Raw genomic sequence first — 17,853 nt, forward strand, 5'->3', positions numbered from 1 at the left:
GAGCTATTTACACCGCGTCCACCGCCGATGCCGCTGCAGCCGCGCTGGATGATCTCGATGACGAGTGGGGGCGAGCCTATCCGGCGATGATACGTTTGTGGCGTAACGCCTGGACCGAGTTCATGCCGTTCCTCGACTACGACATCGAGGTCCGGAGGGTGATCTGTACGACGAACGCGATCGAATCGTTGAACGCCCGCTACCGGCGAGCGGTCCGAGCGCGAGGGCATTTCCCCAGCGAGCAGGCCGCGATGAAATGTCTGTACCTTGTCACCCGCAGCCTCGACCCGACCGGACGAGGCCACACCCGATGGATGATGCGCTGGAAGCCAGTCCTCAACGCCTTCGCCATCACTTTCGGTGACCGCTGGCCGGGCGCCGAGCACTACTGACAACATCGCCGGAACCACCGTTCTCGTTACAGACCCGTGGGCATCGGCGTTCGTGGCCGGGGCGAGCACGGTCAGCCCGGCGGTGTGGGCGTAGTACGCCTCGGAGGAGTCGCAGTGGTGCTCGACGCCGCCGATCCCGCCGGCGTAGGGCACCCGGATGACCATCGGCAGCCGCATCCGGCCCGAGGTGCGGTTGCCGAACTTCGCGACGTGGCTGACGATCTGCTCGAACGCCGGGTAGGCGAACGCGTCGAACTGCATCTCGACGACGGGCCGCAGCCCGTTCATCGCCATCCCCACCGCAGTGCCGACGATGCCGGACTCGGCGAGCGGGGTGTCGAAGCAACGGTGCTCGCCGAACTCGGCGGTGAGCCCGTCGGTGACCCGGAAGACCCCGCCGAGCGGGCCGACGTCCTCCCCGAACACGACGACGGTCGGGTCGGCGGCCATCGCCTCGCGCAGCGCGGTGTTGATCGACTGCGCCATCGTGAGCTTCACGGGACCGGTGTGCACTGCCTCGGTGTTCACGGCGTGACCTCCAGCTCGGCGCGCAGCTGGTCGCGCTGCTCGCGCAGCTGCGGGGTGGGGTGGGCGTAGACGTGCGCGAACAGCTCCTCGGGGTCGGCCGGGGACTCGGCCGCGATGCCGGCGCGCAGGTCCGCGGCCATCTGCTCGGTGTCCTCGACGAGAGCGCGCTCGGTGTCGTCGTCGAGCAGGTCGTCGGCGCGCAACCGGGCGCGCAGCCGCGCCAGCGGGTCGCGCGCGGCCCAGGAGGCGACCTCGTCGTCGCTGCGGTAGCGGCCGGCGTCGTCGGCGTTGGTGTGGGCGTCCATCCGGTAGGTGTCGGCCTCGACCAGCGTGGGGCCGCCGCCGGCGCGGGCCCGCTCCACGGCGTCGTCGAGGACGGTGAGCAGGGCCGCGAGGTCGTTGCCGTCGACCCGGACACCGGGCATGCCGTAGCCGACCGCCTTGTCCGCGAGGCTGGCGGCAGCGCTCTGGCGGTGCAGCGGCACCGAGATCGCGTACTTGTTGTTCTGCACCAGGAACACCACCGGCGCCCGGAAGACCGCGGCGAAGTTCAGCGCCTCGTGGAAGTCGCCCTCGCTGGTGGCGCCGTCGCCGCAGAGCGCAAGGACGGCGTCGGGCTCACCCTTGAGCCGCGCGGCGTGGGCGACGCCGACCGCGTGCAGCAGCTGCGTCGCGAGCGGGGTCGCCTGCGGGGCGACGCGGTGGGCGGCGACGTCGTAGCCGCAGTGCCGGTCCCCGCGCAGCATCGTGAGGACCTCGACCGGGTCGACACCGCGGGCGACGATCGCGGCGGTGTCGCGGTAGGTCGGGAAGAGCCAGTCGCCGTCGGCCAGCACCATCGCCGCGGCCACCTGGCAGGCCTCCTGCCCGCGCGAGGACGGGTACACGGCCAGGCGTCCCTGCCGGACCAGCGCGCCGGCCTGCTCGTTGAGCCGACGGGCGCGCACCAGGCCGCGGTAGCCGGCGAGGAGCCGGTCGGGCGACGGGAGCTGGGCCCCGGGAACCGTGGTGCCGTCGGGCTCCACGAGGCGGACGGTCTCGTGCCGGTCGTCCACGACGACTCCCTTCCGTGCGGCCACAGTGCTCCGAGAATGGCGCATGATCCGTACGATCAGCCTGGATCGTGGAGAGGACGAGACGATCGGCCCGCAGCGCGATATCGCCCCGGACGAGTGGTCCTGGGCACCCTCGCCCGGCGGGTCCCGGCGAGACGAACGGAGGCGGCGGTGCTCGACGACATCGACCGGCGGATGGTCGCGGAGCTGCAGCACGACGGCAGGCTGACCGGCCGCGCGCTGGCCGAGCGCCTGACGATCTCGCGGGCGAACGCCTACGCCCGCCTCGCCCGGCTCGTCGACGACGGCGTGATCACCGGGTTCACCGCCGTCGTCGACCCGCACCGGATGGGGCTGCACACCTCGGCGTACGTGACGCTGACGGTGCGCCAGAACAGCTGGCGCGAGCTGCGCGAACAGCTGCGCGCCATCCCCGAGGTCCGGCACATGGCGTTGGTCGGCGGGGACTTCGACGTGCTGCTGCTGGTGCGCACCAGCGGCAACGACGCGTTGCGCAGCGTCGTGCTCGAGCGCCTGCAGGCGCTCCCGACGGTCGTGTCGACGCGGACGATCCTGATCTTCGAGGACGAGTCCCGCTAGCTCCGGGCGGGTGTCTCCTGCTCGGACCAGGCGGTGTCGAGGAGCTGGCGCAGCGCGTCCACCGGCTGGGCGCCGGCGACGCCGTAGCGGTCGTCGACGACGAGGAACGGCACCGAGGTGATGCCGAGGCGGCGGGCCATGTCCTCGTCGGCGCGGACGTCGTCGAGGTACCGGTCGGAGCCGAGCACGGCGCGCACCTCGCCGTCGTCGAGACCGGCGGCCACCGCGATCCGGGCGAGCGCCTCGGGGTCGCCGATCGGCTCGCCGTCGGTGAACGAGGCGCGCAGCAGCCGCCCCTTCAGCGTGTCCTGCAGCCCGGACCCGCCGGTCGCCCAGGCGTGGTGGAGCAGCCGGTGGGCGTCGACGGTGTTGCCCTGGCGGGCCCGGTCGAAGCGGAACTCCAGCCCGTCCGCGGCCGCGGTGGCGGTGACCTGCTCCTCCATCCGGCGGGCCGCCGCGACGCTCACGCCGTACTTGGCCGCCAGGTGCTCGGCGCGGTCACCGGGCTGCTCGCGCGGCGCGGCCGGGTCGAGCTCGACGCTGCGCCACCGCAGTGTCACCTCGTCGCGGTGCGCCAAGCCGGACAACGCCGTCTCCAGGCGCGCCCGCCCGATCGCGCACCACGGACAGACGACGTCGGACCAGATCTCGAGCTTCACGACCGGTCGCAACCCGCACGCGACCCACGGCATTCCCGCGCCGGACAGGTCAGGACCTCGGCTCCCGCCGGTCCTTGAGGCGTTGCAGCTTCCCGACCGAGCGCTCCAGGGTGTCGGGGTCGACGACCTCACAGGTCACCGAGATCCCGACGGTCTCCTTCACCGCGCGCACGAGCTCGGCGGCGGCCGGGTCGCGGCGGTCGGCGGGGGTGTCGCCGCGGGCCTCGACGCGCACCGTCATCGCGTCGAGCCGGCCCCGGGTCGTCAGCTCCAGCTGGAAGTGCGGCGCGAGCCCAGGCGTGCGGAGCACGATCTCCTCGATCTGGGTCGGGAACACGTTCACCCCGCGCAGGATGATCATGTCGTCGGACCGGCCGGTGATCTTGGCCATCCGCCGCATCTGCGGCCGCGCGGTGCCCGGGAGCAGCGTCGTGAGGTCGCGGGTGCGGTAGCGGATGATCGGCAGCCCCTCCTTGGTGAGGCTGGTGAACAGCAGCTCGCCCTCGGCGCCGTCGGGCAGCGGGGTGCCGTCGAGCGGGTCGACGACCTCGGGCAGGAAGTGGTCCTCCCAGATGTGCAGGCCGTCCTTGGTCTCCACGCACTCCTGCGAGACGCCGGGCCCCATGACCTCGGAGAGCCCGTAGATGTCGACGGCGTGGATGCCGGCCCGCTCCTCGATCTCGGCGCGCATCCGTTCGGTCCACGGTTCGGCGCCGAGGATCCCGACCTGCAGGCTCGTGGTCCGCGGGTCGACGCCCTGGCGCTCGAACTCGTCGAGCAGGGTCAGCATGTAGCTCGGGGTCAGCATGATGACCTCGGGGGCGAAGTCGCCGATGAGCTGCACCTGCCGCGGGGTCATGCCGCCCGAGACCGGGATGACGGTCGCACCCAGCTTCTCCGCGCCGTAGTGCGCGCCGAGCCCGCCGGTGAACAGCCCGTACCCGTAGGCGACGTGCACGCGGTGGCCGGGGCGCCCGCCCGCGGCCCGGATGGACCGCGCGACGAGCCCGGCCCACCGGTCGAGGTCGCTCCCGGTGTAGCCGACGACGGTCGGGCGGCCCGTGGTGCCCGACGACGCGTGGATCCGTGCGATCCGCTCCCGGGGCACCGCGAACATGCCGAACGGGTAGGTCTCCCGCAGGTCGGCCTTGGTCGTCGTCGGGAACTTCGCGATGTCGGCGAGCTCGCGGCAGTCGTCGGGGTGCACGCCGTGCTCCTCGAACCTCCGCCGGTAGTGCGGGACGTTGTCCCAGGCGTGCCGCAACGTCCACTTCAGACGCCCCAGCTGCAGGGTGCGCAGCTCGTCGACCGACATCCGCTCGGCCGGGTCCAGCAGCTCCGCCGGGGGCGCGTCGCCGAGGCGCTTGGTGGCCGCGGTCATCACACGTCCTTCTTCGCGACGAGGGTGAGCACGTCGTAGCGGGCGACGGACTCGCCGTCCTGCCGCGTGACGTCGGCGTCCCAGCGGACCTCGCCGTAGCCGGCGGACTCGCGCGGGGTGAGCTGCTTGCAGGTCAGGGTGACGGTGAGCTCGTCGTCGAAGCGGACCGGGGTGAGGAACCGCAGCCCGTCGACGCCGAAGTTCGCGAGCACGGGGCCCGGGTCGGGGTCGACGAACAGCCCGGCGGCCAGGGACACGACCAGGTAGCCGTGCGCGACGCGCTGTCCGAACAGCGGGTTCGCCGCGGCAGCTGCCTCGTCCATGTGCGCGTAGAACGTGTCGCCGGTGAACTCGGCGAAGTGCTCCACGTCCTCCCGGGTCACCCGGCGCGGGCCGGCGACCAGGCAGTCGCCCGGGCGCAGCTCCTCCAGGTGCTTGCGGAAGGGGTGCACATCGGTGGTGTGGCGCTGCGCTCCGGTGACCCAGCGCCCGGTGATCGCGGCGAGCGAGTCGGGGTCGGCCTGGACCGCGGTGCGCTGCATGTGGTGGAACACCCCGCGCACGCCGCCCATCTCCTCGCCACCGCCGGCCCGGCCCGGCCCGCCGTGGACGAGCTGCGGCAGCGGCGACCCGTGCCCGGTGGACTCGCCGGCGTCGCGGGCGTTGAGCACGTGCACGCGGCCGTGGAACGGGGCGACGCCGAGCACGACCTCGCGGACGAACCCGGGGTCGGCGGAGACGACGGAGCCGGCGAGCGAGCCCTGGCCGCGGGCGGCGTAGTCGATCAGCTGCTCGGTGGTGTCGTAGGGCAGCACGGTCGACACCGGGCCGAACGCCTCGACCTCGTGCGGCTCGGCGCGGTCCGGGTCGCCGACCAGCAGCAGCGGGGAGACGAACGCGCCGCGGTCGGCGTCGGCGCCGGCCACCTCGACGCGGTCGGGGTCGCCGAACACGATCCGGCCGGCGTCGCGCAGGGACTTCACGCTGCGGCGGACCTCCTCGCGCTGGTCGAGGCTCGCGAGTGCCCCCATCCGGACACCCTCGGCACCGGGCGCACCGACCACGACCGTCGACAGCCGGGCCGAGACCGCCTCGACGACGGCGTCGACGTGCGCGCGCGGCACGAACGCGCGCCGGATCGCGGTGCACTTCTGTCCGGCCTTGACCGTCATCTCGGTGGTGAGGGCCTTCACGAACAGGTCGAACTCCGCAGTGCCGGGCGTCGCGTCCGGGCCGAGCGCGGCCAGGTTCAGCGAGTCGGCCTCGGCGGAGAACCGCACGGAGTTGCGGACGATCCCGGGGTGGCTGCGCAGGGTCTGCGCGGTCGACGCCGAGCCGGTGAAGCTCACCAGGTCCTGCCCGGTGAGGTGGTCGAAGGCGTCGCCGAGCGACCCGGCGACGAACTGCACGGACCCCTCGGGCAGCAGACCGGAGCCGATGATCAGCTCGACGAGCTCCGCGGTGAGGAACGCCGTCGGCGACGCCGGCTTGATCAGCGTCGGGACCCCCGCGAGGAAGGCCGGGGCGAGTTTCTCCAGCGGGCCCCAGACCGGGAAGTTGAAGGCGTTGACCTGGACCGCGACCCCGCGCAGCGGGGTCAGCACGTGCTGACCGAGGAAGGTCCCGCCCCGACCGAGCGGCTCGACGTCGCCCTCGACGTGGATCGTGTCGTTGGGCAGCTCGCGCTTGGCCCTGGACGCGTAGGCGAGCAGGACGCCGATGCCGCCGTCGACGTCGAACGTGGAGTCGCCGAGCGTCGCGCCGGTCCGCGCGGAGACGGCGTAGAGCTGCTCGCGGTGCTCGCGCAGGTGCTGCCCGAGCGCCTTGAGCAGGGCGGCGCGCTGGTGGAACGTGAGCGCGCGCAGCGCGGGCCCGCCGGTCCGCCGCCCGAACTCCAGCGCCCCGGCGAGGTCGAGACCGTCGGCGGAGATGCGGGCGACCTCGTCGCCGGTCACCGCGTCGTACAGCGGGCGGCCCTCGCCGGTCCCCGTCTGCCAGGTGCCGGAGAGGTGACTGCGGAGCAGGGTCATCGGCGGGCCTCCGTCGCGCTTCGTCGTCGCGGGTCGGCCATTGGACCGACCGTTCGTTCGGGGAACCTAGCACCGCTCCACGGAGCCGCACCAGGGTCCGTCCGGGCGTCCGGCGGCACCCGGACAACGGGCCCGGGGGCACGCGTGGGACGCCTCCCGGCATCGCCCGCCGGACAGGGAGACCGATCGTTCGGTCGGCCGTTAGGCTCAGCGGATGACCTCCCCCGCCACCGGCACCGATCCCGCCGTCCTCGTGACCCGCGACGAGACCGACCCGTCGGTCGCGGTGGTCACGCTCAACCGGCCGGCGAAGTACAACGCGCTCACCGTCGAGCTCAAGGAGGCGCTGCTCGCCGCGGTCGTCGAGGTCGCCGGGGACGAGTCCGTGCGCGCGATCCTGCTGACCGGCGCGGGGAAGGCGTTCTGCGTCGGACAGGACCTGGGCGAGCACGCCGCGACACTCGACGCCGACCCGGTCGGGGCCCTGGGCACCGTGCGCCAGCACTACAACCCGCTGATCCGCGCGCTCAACGAGGCACCGAAGCCGGTGGTCGCCGCGATCAACGGACCCTGTGTGGGCGCCGGGCTCGGCATCGCCCTGGCCGCCGACCTGCGGATCGCCGCGGACGGGCTGAAGTTCGCGACCGCGTTCACCGGCATCGGACTGTCCACCGACAGCGGGCTCGCGGCGTCACTCGCACACGCCGTCGGGGTCTCCCGGGCCACCGAGCTGGTGATGCTGAACGAGCAGTTCACCGCCTCCGACGCCCGCAACTGGGGTCTGGTGCGCGACGTCGTGCCCGCCGAGAAGGTCCTCGACGCCGCACTGGACCTGGCGCGGCAGCTCGCGGCGGGTCCCACCCGCGCCTACGCCGAGGTGAAGGGCGCGCTGCGCTTCGGCGCGGTCAACGAGCTCCCCGCCGTCCTGGAGTACGAGGCCGACGCCCAGATCCGGCTGTCGACCACGCGCGACCACCAGCAGGCCGTGAGCGACTTCCTGGCGAAGAAGAAGCCCGTCTTCGAGGGCCGATGAGCTCGCCGGTCAAGCGGGCCCGGCGCCCGAGCGGGGGCCGCGACGCGCTGCTCGAGACCGCGGTCGGCGAGTTCATCGACCGCGGCTACGACGCGACGTCGATGGAGGACCTCTCGCGGGCCGCCGGGATCACGAAGTCGTCGTTCTACCACCACTTCGCGGGCAAGGAGGCACTGCTGCGCGCGGCCCTGGAACGCGCCGTCGACGGGCTGTTCGGGGTGCTCGACCTGCCCGAGGCCCGCACCGGCTCCCCCGCCGAGCGGCTGCGGACGATCGTCGCCGCGCAGGTCGGGGTGCTCATGGCCGAGCTGCCCTACGTCACCCTGCTGCTCCGGGTGCGCGGCAACACCGAGACCGAGCGCTGGGCGCTGGAACGCCGCCGCGCGTTCGACGGGGCCGTGCGCGCCCTGGTCAGCGAGGCCGTCGACGCCGGCGAGGTCCGCTCCGACGTCGATCCCGCCCTGGCCGCCCGGCTGCTGTCCGGCACGATCAACTCGATCGTCGAGTGGTACCGCCCCGGTCGCCCCGGGACCGCCACCCTGCCGCAGGACGTCGTCCGCGCCGCCTTCACCGGCATCGTTCCGGCCCCCTGACACCCGCCGAGCGTCACGAACCGGTGCCCACGACCACGGATTCGCGACGCTCGAGGTGGGCCCGGACGGTGAGTGCGAGCAGGTCCGGGTGCCGGAGGACGTCGGCGGCGGAGGGGCGCAGGATCACCCAGCCCGCCCGGGACAGGTACTGCTGCCGCTCCAGGTCCCGCCGGGCCTGCGCCGGGTCACGATGGTGCTCGCCGTCGTACTCGATGCCCCACCTCAGCCGCGGGTAGGCGAGGTCGATCGCGTAGGGACCGACCGAGCACTGCAAGACGGGTGGCGGCAGCCCGCCGTCGTGCAGCGCCAGCCGGACACGGGTCTCCATCGGGGACCCGGCGAGCGGGTCCGACAGCGCGACGAGGCCGGGAAGCCGCCGGATCCCCCGCGCTCCCGGACACCGCCCGGCGAGATCGAGCACGGCGGCCGGGGCGAAACCGCCGACCCGGGCCAGTGCGTCGAGGGCGATCACCGCTTCCGTGCGCGGCACCCGGCGGGCCAGGTCGAAGGCGGTGCGCAGCGGGGTGGTGGCCGTGACCGTCCGGCCGGGGACGAACCTGGGCCGACGGCCACCGGGGGCCGGGATCCGCACCCCCGCCACCAGCTCGTCCGGCGCGAGCAGGCCACGGTGGACCAGCACGCCGTCGAGCCGCCGGTTGCCACCCGGTACGGCGATCTCGACCGGAACGCCCTGCGGCGCGCACCGTGCGTCGTGCACCTCCGCCGCCGCCCAGCCCGCGAGCGCGGTACGGGCGTCGCCCGGCCGAGGTCGACCCGTGGCGGCGAGCGCTCCGACCGTCAGCGCCACTGCCTCACACCGCAGCAGGTAGGTCACCGGAACGTCGACGCGGACGTGGACGCCCCGAACCAGACGCCGGAAGCGCGGGCCGCGCAGCTCGTTGGGGGTGACCAGGCCGGCGCGGACCGCCGTCGCCCCGTGGAAGGGTCTCGTGAGATCCATGGGTCTTGGACGACACCAGCGGCGCTGCGGTTCCACTCGTCGTCGAGTGTCGCGTTCGCGTGGTGGGGACCACGGGAACGCGACACCCGGCGTCGGGGTTGCGGGAGCATCCGGCATCGGCCACACTCGTAGCCGAACGAACATTCGGTACGGAGGTGTCCAGTGACGAGCACCGCGCCACCCCCGGCGGAGCTGGCGGAGCGGTTCGACGCGACAATCGCGGCGGACCAGCGGATCGAGCCGCGGGACTGGATGCCCGAGGCCTACCGCAGGACGTTGATCCGGCAGATCGCCCAGCACGCGCACTCGGAGATCATCGGGATGCAGCCGGAGGGCAACTGGCTGCTGCGTGCACCCTCGCTGCGGCGCCGGGCGATCCTGCTGGCCAAGGTGCAGGACGAGGCCGGCCACGGCATGTACCTCTACGCGGCGGCCGAGACCCTCGGCGTCGACCGCGAGGAGCTCACCGAGAAGCTGATCGACGCCAAGCAGAAGTACAGCTCGATCTTCAACTACCCGACGCTGTCCTGGGCCGACATCGGGGTGATCGGGTGGCTGGTCGACGGCGCGGCGATCGCCAACCAGGTCCCGCTGTGCCGCTGCTCCTACGGGCCCTACGCCCGGGCGATGATCCGCATCTGCAAGGAGGAGTCGTTCCACCAGCGCCAGGGCTACGAGTCGCTGCTCGCCCTGACCGCGGGGACCGACGCGCAGAAGCGGATGGTGCAGGAGGCCGTGGACCGCTGGTGGTGGCCGTCGCTGATGATGTTCGGCCCGGCCGACGGCGACTCCCCCAACACCCACCAGTCGATGGCGTGGGGCATCAAGCGGCACACGAACGACGAGCTGCGCCAGCGCTTCGTCGACATGACCGTGCCGCAGGCGGCGGCGCTGGGCGTGACGTTGCCCGACCCGGACCTGCGCTGGAACTCCGAGCGGCAGGCGCACGACTTCGGGGAGCCGGACTGGTCGGAGTTCAATGCGGTCGTCTCCGGGGCGGGACCGGCGAACCGGCAGCGACTGGACCACCGCCGCCGGGCGCACGAGAACGGGTCGTGGGTCCGCGAGGCGGCCCGGGCCTACGCCGAGAAGCAGGGGGCACGGGCATGAGCGAGCAGGACGTGGGCACCGAGAGCAGCGCCAGCGGAACGAGCATGAACACCGAGGGCGGCCACGGCGCCGTCCCGACGACGGGCGTCGAGACCGGGCAGGGCGAGCGGCCGAGCCGTCGCGCCTGGCCGCTCTACGAGGTGTTCGTCCGCGGCAAGCGCGGGCTCAACCACGTGCACGTCGGGTCGCTGCACGCCCCCGACGACGAGATGGCCCTGCACAACGCCCGCGACGTCTACACCCGTCGCAACGAGGGCGTGAGCATCTGGGTGGTCCGCGCGGACTCGATCACCGCGTCCAGCCCGGACGAGAAGGACCCGTTCTTCGCCCCCAGCGGGGACAAGGTCTACCGGCACCCGACGTTCTACGCGATCCCGGAGGAGGTGCCGCACCTGTGAGCGGCTCCGTCTACGACGCGCTGACCGAGGAGGGCGACGACCCCCGCTGGGCGTTCGGGTCGGGCTTCGAGGACTCCGAGGCCGACATCGTCGCGCCCGTCCCGGACGGCGTCGACCCCGCCGACCTGGCCGCGTACTGCCTGATGCTCGGCGACGACGCGCTGGTGCTGTCGCACCGGCTCACCGAGTGGGTCTCGAACGCCCCGGAGCTGGAGGAGGAGGTCGCGCTCGCCAACACCGCGCTCGACCTGCTCGGTCAGGCCCGGGTGCTGCTCTCGCGCGCCGGGCACCTGACCGGCCGCGACGAGGACGCGCTGGCCTACTGGCGCGAGGTCGAGGAGTTCCGCTGTGTCGGGCTCGTCGAACCGTCCGACGACCTGGACTTCGCCCGGTGCATCGCCCGGCTGCTGGTGTTCTCCACCTGGCGTCTCGCGCTCCTGCACCGGCTGCAGGGCTCGGCCGACCCGGTGGTCGCCGCCGTCGCCGCGAAGGGGGTCAAGGAGGTCACCTACCACCGCGACCACGCCGCCCGCTGGACGCTGCGCCTCGGCGACGGCACCGACGAGTCCCACCGCCGCATGCAGGACGCACTGGAGTGGGTGTGGCCGCACATCGAGGAGCTGTTCCGCACCACCGAGCAGGAACGACGCCTGGTCGCGGCCGGGGTCGCGGTCGACCCCGCCGACACCCGCGAGGAGGTCGAGGTCGTGCTCGCGCAGGTGCTGGAGCGGGCCACGCTGACCCGCCCGACCGTGCCGCCGACCGGGACGGTCGGCGGTCGCGGCGGCCGGCAGGGGCTGCACACCGAGAAGCTGGAGCACGCGCTGGTCGTGCTGCAGAGCCTCGCGCGCCGGCACCCCGGGGCGTCCTGGTGAGCGGGGCGGGCGGGGTCGTCGCGCAGGTCGTCGACCCCGAGATGCCGATGCTCACCCTCGACGACCTCGGGGTGATCCGGTCGGTCTCCGAACAGGACGGCACGGTGACCGTCACGATCACCCCGACCTACTCCGGCTGCCCGGCGATCGAGGAGATGCGGGCCGACATCCGCGGCGCGCTCACCGCGGCCGGGTACACACGCGTCGAGGTGCGGACGGTGTTCTCCCCCGCCTGGAGCACCGACTGGATCAGCGGGACCGGGCGCCGCAAGCTCGCCGAGGCCGGCGTCGCACCGCCCGGGAGCGCCCCGCGCACCACCGGGCCGATCCCGCTGACGCTGGACGCGCCGTCGACGGTCGTGCCCTGCCCACAGTGCGGGTCGCGGGCGACCGAGGAGCTCTCGCGCTTCGGCCCGACCGCGTGCACCGCGCTGCGCCGGTGCACGACCTGCCGTGAGCCGTTCGAGCACATGAAGGAGATCTGAGGGTGCGTGAGCATCGCAGCGAGCCCTGGCGAGCGAGGAGCGGAGCGTGCCCGGTGATCGACCGAACCGGCGAGGAGCTGTGATGAGCGAACGGCGCGCGGCGGCGTGGCAGGCCCGGGCCAACCGGGCGTACGGCCGGACGATGCTCGCCCTGGACGACGAGATCGAGGCCCTGCTGACGGAGGGGACCGAGCTCCCCGCCGGCTTCCACCGGCTGGTCGTCAGCGGGGTCGAGCGGCTGTGCGACGACGCCGTCGCCGTCACCTTCGACGTGCCCGACGACCTGCGCGCGCACTACGACTTCCGGCCCGGCCAGTACCTGACCCTGCGGAAGGTCACCGCCGACGGCGAGGAGCGCCGGTCGTACTCGATCTGCTCGGCCGCCGGGACCGCGCCGCGGGTGGGGGTGCGCCGGGTCGACGGCGGCCTGTTCTCCGCGTGGCTGGTCGACGAGGTGACCCCGGGCGACGTCGTCGAGGTCGGCCCGCCCGCCGGGTCGTTCACCCCGGAGCTGAGGGCGGGCACGCACCACGGCCTCGTCGCCGCGGGGTCCGGGATCACACCGGTGCTGTCGATCGCGGCGTCGCTGCTGGCCGCGCACGACGACACCCGCGTCACCCTCGTCTACGGCAACCGGCGGACCGACACGGTGATGTTCACCGAGGAGATCGCCGACCTGAAGAACCGCTACGGCCCGCGGCTGCACCTGCTGCACGTGCTGTCCCGCGAGCCCACCGAGGCCGAGATCGTCAACGGCAGGCTCGACGCCGACCGGCTGCGGCTGCTGTTCACCGCGCTGGTCGACACCGGCGACGTCGACGACTGGTGGTTGTGCGGCCCGCTCGGGATGACCGAGGCCGCGGTCGCGGTGCTCGGCGAGCTGGGTGTCGAGCGGCGCCGGGTGCACCGCGAGCTGTTCTACGTCGACGAGCCGCCGCCGGAGGTCGACCGCCACGAGCCCGAGCCGGACGGCGACGGCGCGCAGGTCACGGTCGTCCTGAACGGACGGTCGACGACGCTGGCCGTCCCGTCCGGGGCGTACCTCCTCGACGCCGCGCAGAAGGTCCGCGGCGACCTGCCGTTCGCCTGCAAGGGCGGGGTGTGCGGGACCTGCCGGGCGAAGGTGACCGACGGCGAGGTGACCATGCGGCGCAACTACGCGCTGGAGCCCGAGGAGGTCGCCGCCGGGTTCGTCCTCACCTGCCAGTCCCGCCCGGTGACGGGGACCGCCACGGTCGACTACGACGCCTGACCACGACGCCTGATACTGGCGGGCATGACCACGTCGCGTCGCGGCCACCCGGTGGGGCCGACCGGGTCGGTCGTGGTGCGCGCGCTCGGCCTGCTCGACGCGTTCGGACCCGACCGGTCCGCGCTGTCGCTCAGCGACCTCGCCCGGCACGCCGACGTCCCGCTGTCGACCGCCCACCGGCTCGTCGCCGACCTGGCGGCGTGGGGTGCGCTGGAGCGTGACGAGCAGGGCCGCTACCGGATCGGGCTGCGTGTCTGGGAGCTGGGCGCGCTCGCCCCGCGCGGGCAGGCGCTGCGCGAGACGGCGTTGCCGTTCCTGGAGGACCTGTCCCGGATCACCCGGGAGAACGTGCAGCTCGCGGTGCGCGAGGGCGCCGAGGTGGTGTTCGTCGAACGGCTCGCCGGGTCCGGCGCGGTCCCGGTGCAGACCCGGGTCGGGGGGCGTTTCGCGCTCACCGCGACCGGGGTCGGCCTGGTGCTGCTCGCGCACTCGCCGCCGGAGTTGCAGGACGAGGTGCTGGGCGGGCGGATCGAGCGCTACACCCCGTTCACCGTGACCGACCCGCAGCGGCTGCGCCGCATGCTCGCCGACGTCCGCCGCGACGGCCACTCGGTCAGCGACCGGCAGGTCACCGACGACGCGCTGTCGGTCGGCGCCCCCGTCTCCGACGCCCGCGGCCAGGTCGTCGCGGCCGTCTCGCTCGTGGTGCGGCACGGCAGCGTGCCCGCCCGTGCGCTGGCCCCGCTGGTGCGCACGACCGCCGCCGGGATCAGCCGCGCGCTCAGCACCAGCACGCCCTGAAACCCTTCCATTCTCCGGAAGGCACGTACGGCGCTCGCCCCGTCGCCCCGCATCCTCGCTGCACCACCACCGCGCGGAGACGACGGAGTCCACCATGCCCCCACCACCCGCGACGGACACCGTCCGCCGCCTGCTCGACGACGCCCCCATGTCCCGCTACCAGTGGGGCGCGGTCGCGGCGTGCGTCCTGCTCAACGTCCTGGACGGCTTCGACGTCCTGGTCATGGCCTTCACCGGCCGTTCGGTCGCCACCGAGTGGGGCCTGTCCGGCAGCCAGCTCGGCCTGCTCCTGTCCGCGGGCCTGGTCGGCATGGCCGCCGGTTCGGTCCTCATCGGACCGTGGGCCGACCGCATCGGGCGACGACCGATCGTGCTGGGCTGCCTGGTCGTCGCGGGGCTGGCGATGCTGGCCTCGTCCGCGGCGCAGTCCCCCGGTCAGCTCGGCGCGCTGCGGCTGGTCACCGGGCTCGGTGTCGGCGGCATCCTCGCCACCAGCAACGTCGTCGCCGCCGAGTACGCCTCGGCCCGCTGGCGGGGGCTCGCGGTCAGCCTGAACTCCACCGGCTACGCGATCGGGGCCGTCCTCGGCGGCGTGCTCGCCGCCACGCTGATCGGGCAGCTCGGCTGGCGGTCGGTGTTCCTCGTCGGGGGTCTGGCCACCCTGGCGGCGGTCCCGCTGGTCTGGTGGCGGCTGCCGGAGTCGCTGGACTTCCTGCTCGTGCGTCGCCCGGCCGGGGCGCTGGAGCGGGTCAACGTGCTGCTGGCCCGCATGGGGCACGCGGCGCTGCCCGCGCTCCCCGGGGACGCTCCGGTGCGCACCGGTGTCGCAGCCGGGTACGGCGCGCTGCTGCGCCCCGCGCTGCGCCGCACCACGGTGCTGCTCTGGATCAGCTTCTTCTGCGTGATGGCCGGGTTCTACTTCGTCACCAGCTGGACGCCGACGCTGCTCGTCGAGGCCGGGCTCTCTCCGGACGCGGGCATCGCGGGCGGCACCCTGCTCAACGTCGGCGGCATCTTCGGCGCCGCCGGGCTCGGCCTGCTCGCCGCCCGGTTCGCGCTGCGGCACGTGCTCGCCGGGTACCTGCTGGCCACCGCGGTGCTGCTCGCCGTGTTCATCGCCAGCACCTCCTCGCTCGCGGTGGCGTTCGTCGTCGCCGCACTGGTCGGGCTGTTCGTCAACGGCTGCGTCGCCGGGCTGTACGCGATGGCACCGACCTCCTACGGCGCCGACGTGCGCACCACCGGCGTCGGCACCGCACTCGCGGTCGGCCGGTCCGGGGCGATCCTCGCGCCGACCCTGGCCGGGGCGCTGCTCGACGGCGGCGCCACCCCGCAGTCGCTCTACCTGCTCTTCGCCGCGGTGTTCGTCGGCGCGGCCGTCCTCGTCCTGCTGCTCCGCCGATCCGGCGCCCCCACCACCCAGGGAGTCCCCGCATGAGCTCGATCCCCCGCGACCAGTGGTACGTCGCCGCCTACTCCGCCGAGATCGGGCGTGAGCTGTTCGGCCGCACGATCTGCGACGAGCCGATCCTGTTCTGGCGCACCGAGGCCGGCCAGGTCACCGCGCACGCCGACCGCTGCGTGCACCGCCGGTTCCCGCTGTCCCAGGCCCCGAGCCGACTCGTCGGCGACACCGTCGTCTGCGGCTACCACGGCTTCACCTACGGCGCCGACGGCGCGTGCGTCGCGGTGCCGGGCCAGAAGCGGGTGCCGCGCACGGCCCGCCTGGCGGCCTACCCGGTCGTCGAGCAGGACTCGCTGATCTGGGTCTGGATCGGCGCCCCGGAGCGCGCCGACGCGACCCGCATCCCGCGCGCGACCTACCTCGACGACGACGCGTGGACCACGGTGCGCGGCATGGAACCCCTCGCGGCGCGGTTCTCGCTGCTGGTGGACAACCTGCTCGACCTGTCGCACGAGACCTACCTGCACGGCGGCTACATCGGCACCCCCGAGGTCGCGGCCACCCCGATCTCGACCGAGGTCGACGAGGACGCGGGCATCGTCCACGTCTCCCGGCACATGGCCGACGCCGAGTGCCCGCCGTTCTACGAGCGCTCCACCGGCCTGTCCGGGCGGATCTCCCGCTGGCAGGACATCGAGTACACCCCGCCGTGCCTGTACAAGCTGCACTCCCGGATCGCGCCGGTCGGCACCGTCCCGAACCCGGACGGCTCCGACCCGGACGCCTTCCACGTCGAGGTCGTCTACGCGATCACACCGGAGACCGAGCACTCCACGCACGACTTCTGGATGGTCGCGCGCGACTTCGCCCCGGGCGACGTCGAGGTCTCGGCGTTCCTGGCCGAGCAGAACCGCACCGTGGTGCTGCAGGACGTCGAAGCCCTCGACGTGCTGGAGAAGGTCGTCGCGACCGAGCCGCCCGGCTACCAGGAGCTGTCGGTCAACATCGACACCGGTGGGCTCGCCGCCCGCCGGATGCTGGCCAGGATGGCCTCGGCACCGCAGGCGGCGACCGTCCGGTGAGCGACATCCCCGAGGCGCCCCCGGTGTTGCACGGGCGCCGCGTGCAGCGCATCCACTGGGTGCTGGGCACCGATCTGCAACGCGCGGTGTGCCACTGCGGCGCCGAACGCGTCTTCGACGACCCCGTCCCGCTGTGGGAGTGGCTGCTCGCCCACCCCGACGGCCACGACCCGCTGCCCGGGCCGCCGTCCGCCCGGCGGGAGTTGGAAGGGGCGACGCGATGAGCACCCCCCTCGTGGTGGAGAAGAAGGAGGCCGCCGCCGACGGCGTGGTGCTGCTGACCCTGCGCGACCCGTCCGGTGCGGACCTGCCGGCCTGGGAGCCGGGCGCGCACATCGACCTGCGGATCGGGCCGGACCTGGTCCGGCAGTACTCGCTCTGCGGCGATCCCGGGGAACGGTCGGTCTACCGCGTCGCGGTGCTGCGGGAGGTCGACGGTCGCGGCGGGTCCGCGCACGTCCACGACGTCCTCGCCGAGGGCGACACCGTCGACGTGGACGGCCCCCGTAACCACTTCGGGCTCGTCGACGCGCCCGACTACCTGTTCGTCGCCGGGGGCATCGGGATCACCCCGATCGTCCCGATGGTCGCGGCGGCACAGGCTGCGGGAGCGGACTGGCGGCTCGTCTACGGCGGCCGCAGCCGGGCGTCGATGGCCTTCACCGAGCTCGCCGAGCGGTACCCCGACCGCGTGGTCCTGGTGCCGCAGGACGAGGACGGGCCGCCCGACCTCGCCGCCGTGCTCGGGGCGGCCGGGGACCGGCCGGTCTACTGCTGCGGTCCCGGCGGCCTGCTCGACGCCGTCTCCGAGCTCGGCGACCGGCTCGGCCTCGACGTCCACCTCGAACGGTTCGCCCCCGCCGACGGCGCGCTCGACGGGCCGCAGGACGGGTTCGAGGTGCAGCTCGCCGGGTCCGGCCGGGTGGTCGAGATCCCGGCAGGCTGCTCGATCCTCGACGCGCTCGAGGGCGCCGGGATCACGATGCTGTCCTCGTGCCGGGAGGGGACCTGCGGCACCTGCGAGACCGGGGTGCTGGACGGCGAGCCCGACCACCGTGACTCGCTGCTCTCCGACGACGAGCGCGCGGCGGGCGAGGTGATGATGGTCTGCGTGTCCCGCTCGCGGTCCCCGCGGCTCGTGCTGGACCTGTAACGGATCCGCCGGCCTCCTCCCCGGCGCGCCGAGCAGCGCGGCCGTGCCACGTAGGGTCGA

General features: G+C 73.6%; 19 protein-coding genes and 1 pseudogene. 14 read left to right on the forward strand and 6 right to left on the reverse strand.

Going from position 1 to position 17,853, the window contains the following annotated elements; translation table 11 throughout:
* The coding region (locus tag FVA95_RS14500; protein ID WP_193564307.1) for a transposase at positions 1 to 392 on the forward strand (392 nt) is incomplete at its 5' end.
* A 36-nt stretch (positions 393 to 428) separates the two neighbouring features.
* Here FVA95_RS14500 and FVA95_RS14505 read toward each other — a convergent pair.
* Positions 429 to 878: pseudogene (locus tag FVA95_RS14505) on the reverse strand (alpha-ketoacid dehydrogenase subunit beta); the annotation flags it as partial.
* 38 nt (positions 879 to 916) lie between these two features.
* Positions 917 to 1,975: a pyruvate dehydrogenase (acetyl-transferring) E1 component subunit alpha gene (pdhA, locus tag FVA95_RS14510; protein WP_370460867.1), complete on the reverse strand. Its 1,059-nt coding sequence runs from the start codon at positions 1,973 to 1,975 to the stop codon at positions 917 to 919.
* A 171-nt stretch (positions 1,976 to 2,146) separates the two neighbouring features.
* Here pdhA and FVA95_RS14515 point away from each other — a divergent pair, with 171 nt between their 5' ends.
* Positions 2,147 to 2,575, forward strand: coding sequence for an Lrp/AsnC family transcriptional regulator (locus tag FVA95_RS14515; RefSeq protein ID WP_255474649.1), 429 nt, complete (start codon positions 2,147 to 2,149; stop codon positions 2,573 to 2,575).
* Here FVA95_RS14515 and FVA95_RS14520 read toward each other — a convergent pair.
* Genes FVA95_RS14520 through paaZ form a run of 3 tightly spaced genes read right to left on the reverse strand, consistent with a single transcriptional unit; the run spans position 2,572 to position 6,645 of the window.
* Positions 2,572 to 3,234: a DsbA family oxidoreductase gene (locus FVA95_RS14520; protein WP_149664710.1), complete on the reverse strand. Its 663-nt coding sequence runs from the start codon at positions 3,232 to 3,234 to the stop codon at positions 2,572 to 2,574. The genes FVA95_RS14515 and FVA95_RS14520 overlap by 4 nt on opposite strands.
* A 49-nt stretch (positions 3,235 to 3,283) precedes the next feature.
* A complete protein-coding gene (gene paaK, locus FVA95_RS14525; RefSeq protein WP_149664711.1) occupies positions 3,284 to 4,615 on the reverse strand; it encodes a phenylacetate--CoA ligase PaaK in 1,332 nt (443 codons plus the stop codon).
* Positions 4,615 to 6,645, reverse strand: a complete 2,031-nt coding sequence (gene paaZ / locus FVA95_RS14530; protein ID WP_149664712.1) for a phenylacetic acid degradation bifunctional protein PaaZ — start codon at positions 6,643 to 6,645, stop codon at positions 4,615 to 4,617. The genes paaK and paaZ overlap by 1 nt, the downstream gene beginning before the upstream one ends.
* Positions 6,646 to 6,859: 214 nt before the next feature.
* Here paaZ and FVA95_RS14535 point away from each other — a divergent pair, with 214 nt between their 5' ends.
* Entirely contained in the window at positions 6,860 to 7,678 is an 819-nt protein-coding gene (locus tag FVA95_RS14535; protein ID WP_149664713.1) for an enoyl-CoA hydratase/isomerase family protein, read from the forward strand.
* Positions 7,675 to 8,271, forward strand: a complete 597-nt coding sequence (locus FVA95_RS14540) for a TetR/AcrR family transcriptional regulator (RefSeq protein ID WP_149664714.1) — start codon at positions 7,675 to 7,677, stop codon at positions 8,269 to 8,271. Before FVA95_RS14535 ends, FVA95_RS14540 begins: the two co-directional genes overlap by 4 nt.
* Before the next feature lie 13 nt (positions 8,272 to 8,284).
* On the opposite strand, the gene FVA95_RS14545 is transcribed toward FVA95_RS14540, so the two are convergent.
* Positions 8,285 to 9,232, reverse strand: coding sequence for a DUF559 domain-containing protein (locus FVA95_RS14545; RefSeq protein WP_161992307.1), 948 nt, complete (start codon positions 9,230 to 9,232; stop codon positions 8,285 to 8,287).
* A gap of 162 nt (positions 9,233 to 9,394) precedes the next feature.
* On the opposite strand from FVA95_RS14545, the gene paaA reads away from it, so the two are divergent.
* From paaA to FVA95_RS14595, 10 genes are all read left to right on the forward strand, one after another.
* Positions 9,395 to 10,342 carry a 1,2-phenylacetyl-CoA epoxidase subunit PaaA gene (gene paaA, locus FVA95_RS14550; protein ID WP_149664716.1) on the forward strand — a complete coding sequence of 316 codons (948 nt, stop codon included), beginning with the start codon at positions 9,395 to 9,397 and terminating at the stop codon, positions 10,340 to 10,342.
* Between the two features lie 44 nt (positions 10,343 to 10,386).
* Entirely contained in the window at positions 10,387 to 10,740 is a 354-nt protein-coding gene (paaB, locus tag FVA95_RS14555) for a 1,2-phenylacetyl-CoA epoxidase subunit PaaB (RefSeq protein ID WP_149664747.1), read from the forward strand.
* Positions 10,737 to 11,615, forward strand: coding sequence for a 1,2-phenylacetyl-CoA epoxidase subunit PaaC (gene paaC, locus FVA95_RS14560; RefSeq protein ID WP_149664717.1), 879 nt, complete (start codon positions 10,737 to 10,739; stop codon positions 11,613 to 11,615). Before paaB ends, paaC begins: the two co-directional genes overlap by 4 nt.
* Entirely contained in the window at positions 11,612 to 12,100 is a 489-nt protein-coding gene (gene paaD, locus FVA95_RS14565; RefSeq protein WP_255474650.1) for a 1,2-phenylacetyl-CoA epoxidase subunit PaaD, read from the forward strand. Before paaC ends, paaD begins: the two co-directional genes overlap by 4 nt.
* 142 nt (positions 12,101 to 12,242) lie before the next feature.
* On the forward strand, positions 12,243 to 13,352 hold the full coding sequence (gene paaE, locus FVA95_RS14570) for a 1,2-phenylacetyl-CoA epoxidase subunit PaaE (RefSeq protein ID WP_161992309.1): 1,110 nt from the start codon (positions 12,243 to 12,245) through the stop codon (positions 13,350 to 13,352).
* Positions 13,353 to 13,376: 24 nt separating this feature from the next.
* Positions 13,377 to 14,153, forward strand: a complete 777-nt coding sequence (locus FVA95_RS14575) for an IclR family transcriptional regulator (RefSeq protein ID WP_149664719.1) — start codon at positions 13,377 to 13,379, stop codon at positions 14,151 to 14,153.
* A gap of 94 nt (positions 14,154 to 14,247) precedes the next feature.
* Complete coding sequence (locus FVA95_RS14580; protein ID WP_149664720.1) at positions 14,248 to 15,591, forward strand: MFS transporter; 1,344 nt, start codon at positions 14,248 to 14,250, stop codon at positions 15,589 to 15,591.
* The gene (locus tag FVA95_RS14585) at positions 15,588 to 16,640 is read left to right on the forward strand and encodes an aromatic ring-hydroxylating dioxygenase subunit alpha (protein WP_149664721.1); all 1,053 of its coding nucleotides are present in this window, start codon (positions 15,588 to 15,590) and stop codon (positions 16,638 to 16,640) included. Before FVA95_RS14580 ends, FVA95_RS14585 begins: the two co-directional genes overlap by 4 nt.
* On the forward strand, positions 16,637 to 16,864 hold the full coding sequence (locus FVA95_RS14590; protein ID WP_020622247.1) for a hypothetical protein: 228 nt from the start codon (positions 16,637 to 16,639) through the stop codon (positions 16,862 to 16,864). Before FVA95_RS14585 ends, FVA95_RS14590 begins: the two co-directional genes overlap by 4 nt.
* Positions 16,861 to 17,793, forward strand: coding sequence for a PDR/VanB family oxidoreductase (locus FVA95_RS14595; RefSeq protein ID WP_149664722.1), 933 nt, complete (start codon positions 16,861 to 16,863; stop codon positions 17,791 to 17,793). The genes FVA95_RS14590 and FVA95_RS14595 overlap by 4 nt, the downstream gene beginning before the upstream one ends.
* Positions 17,794 to 17,853: the final 60 nt, after the last annotated feature.

The sequence above is a fragment of the Pseudonocardia sp. EV170527-09 genome (genome assembly GCF_008369905.1).
Lineage (GTDB): Bacteria > Actinomycetota > Actinomycetes > Mycobacteriales > Pseudonocardiaceae > Pseudonocardia.

Excerpts from the sequence above, each read along its gene's own strand:
- FVA95_RS14545 (WP_161992307.1), bottom strand. The coding sequence starts at position 9,232 with ATGGATCTCACGAGACCCTTCCACGGGGCGACGGCGGTCCGCGCCGGC.
- FVA95_RS14580 (WP_149664720.1), top strand. The coding sequence starts at position 14,248 with ATGCCCCCACCACCCGCGACGGACACCGTCCGCCGCCTGCTCGACGAC.
- paaB (WP_149664747.1), top strand. The coding sequence starts at position 10,387 with ATGAACACCGAGGGCGGCCACGGCGCCGTCCCGACGACGGGCGTCGAG.
- FVA95_RS14585 (WP_149664721.1), top strand. The coding sequence starts at position 15,588 with ATGAGCTCGATCCCCCGCGACCAGTGGTACGTCGCCGCCTACTCCGCC.
- FVA95_RS14575 (WP_149664719.1), top strand. The coding sequence starts at position 13,377 with ATGACCACGTCGCGTCGCGGCCACCCGGTGGGGCCGACCGGGTCGGTC.
- paaE (WP_161992309.1), top strand. The coding sequence starts at position 12,243 with ATGCTCGCCCTGGACGACGAGATCGAGGCCCTGCTGACGGAGGGGACC.
- FVA95_RS14535 (WP_149664713.1), top strand. The coding sequence starts at position 6,860 with ATGACCTCCCCCGCCACCGGCACCGATCCCGCCGTCCTCGTGACCCGC.
- paaK (WP_149664711.1), bottom strand. The coding sequence starts at position 4,615 with ATGACCGCGGCCACCAAGCGCCTCGGCGACGCGCCCCCGGCGGAGCTG.
- paaZ (WP_149664712.1), bottom strand. The coding sequence starts at position 6,645 with ATGACCCTGCTCCGCAGTCACCTCTCCGGCACCTGGCAGACGGGGACC.
- FVA95_RS14540 (WP_149664714.1), top strand. The coding sequence starts at position 7,675 with ATGAGCTCGCCGGTCAAGCGGGCCCGGCGCCCGAGCGGGGGCCGCGAC.
- FVA95_RS14595 (WP_149664722.1), top strand. The coding sequence starts at position 16,861 with ATGAGCACCCCCCTCGTGGTGGAGAAGAAGGAGGCCGCCGCCGACGGC.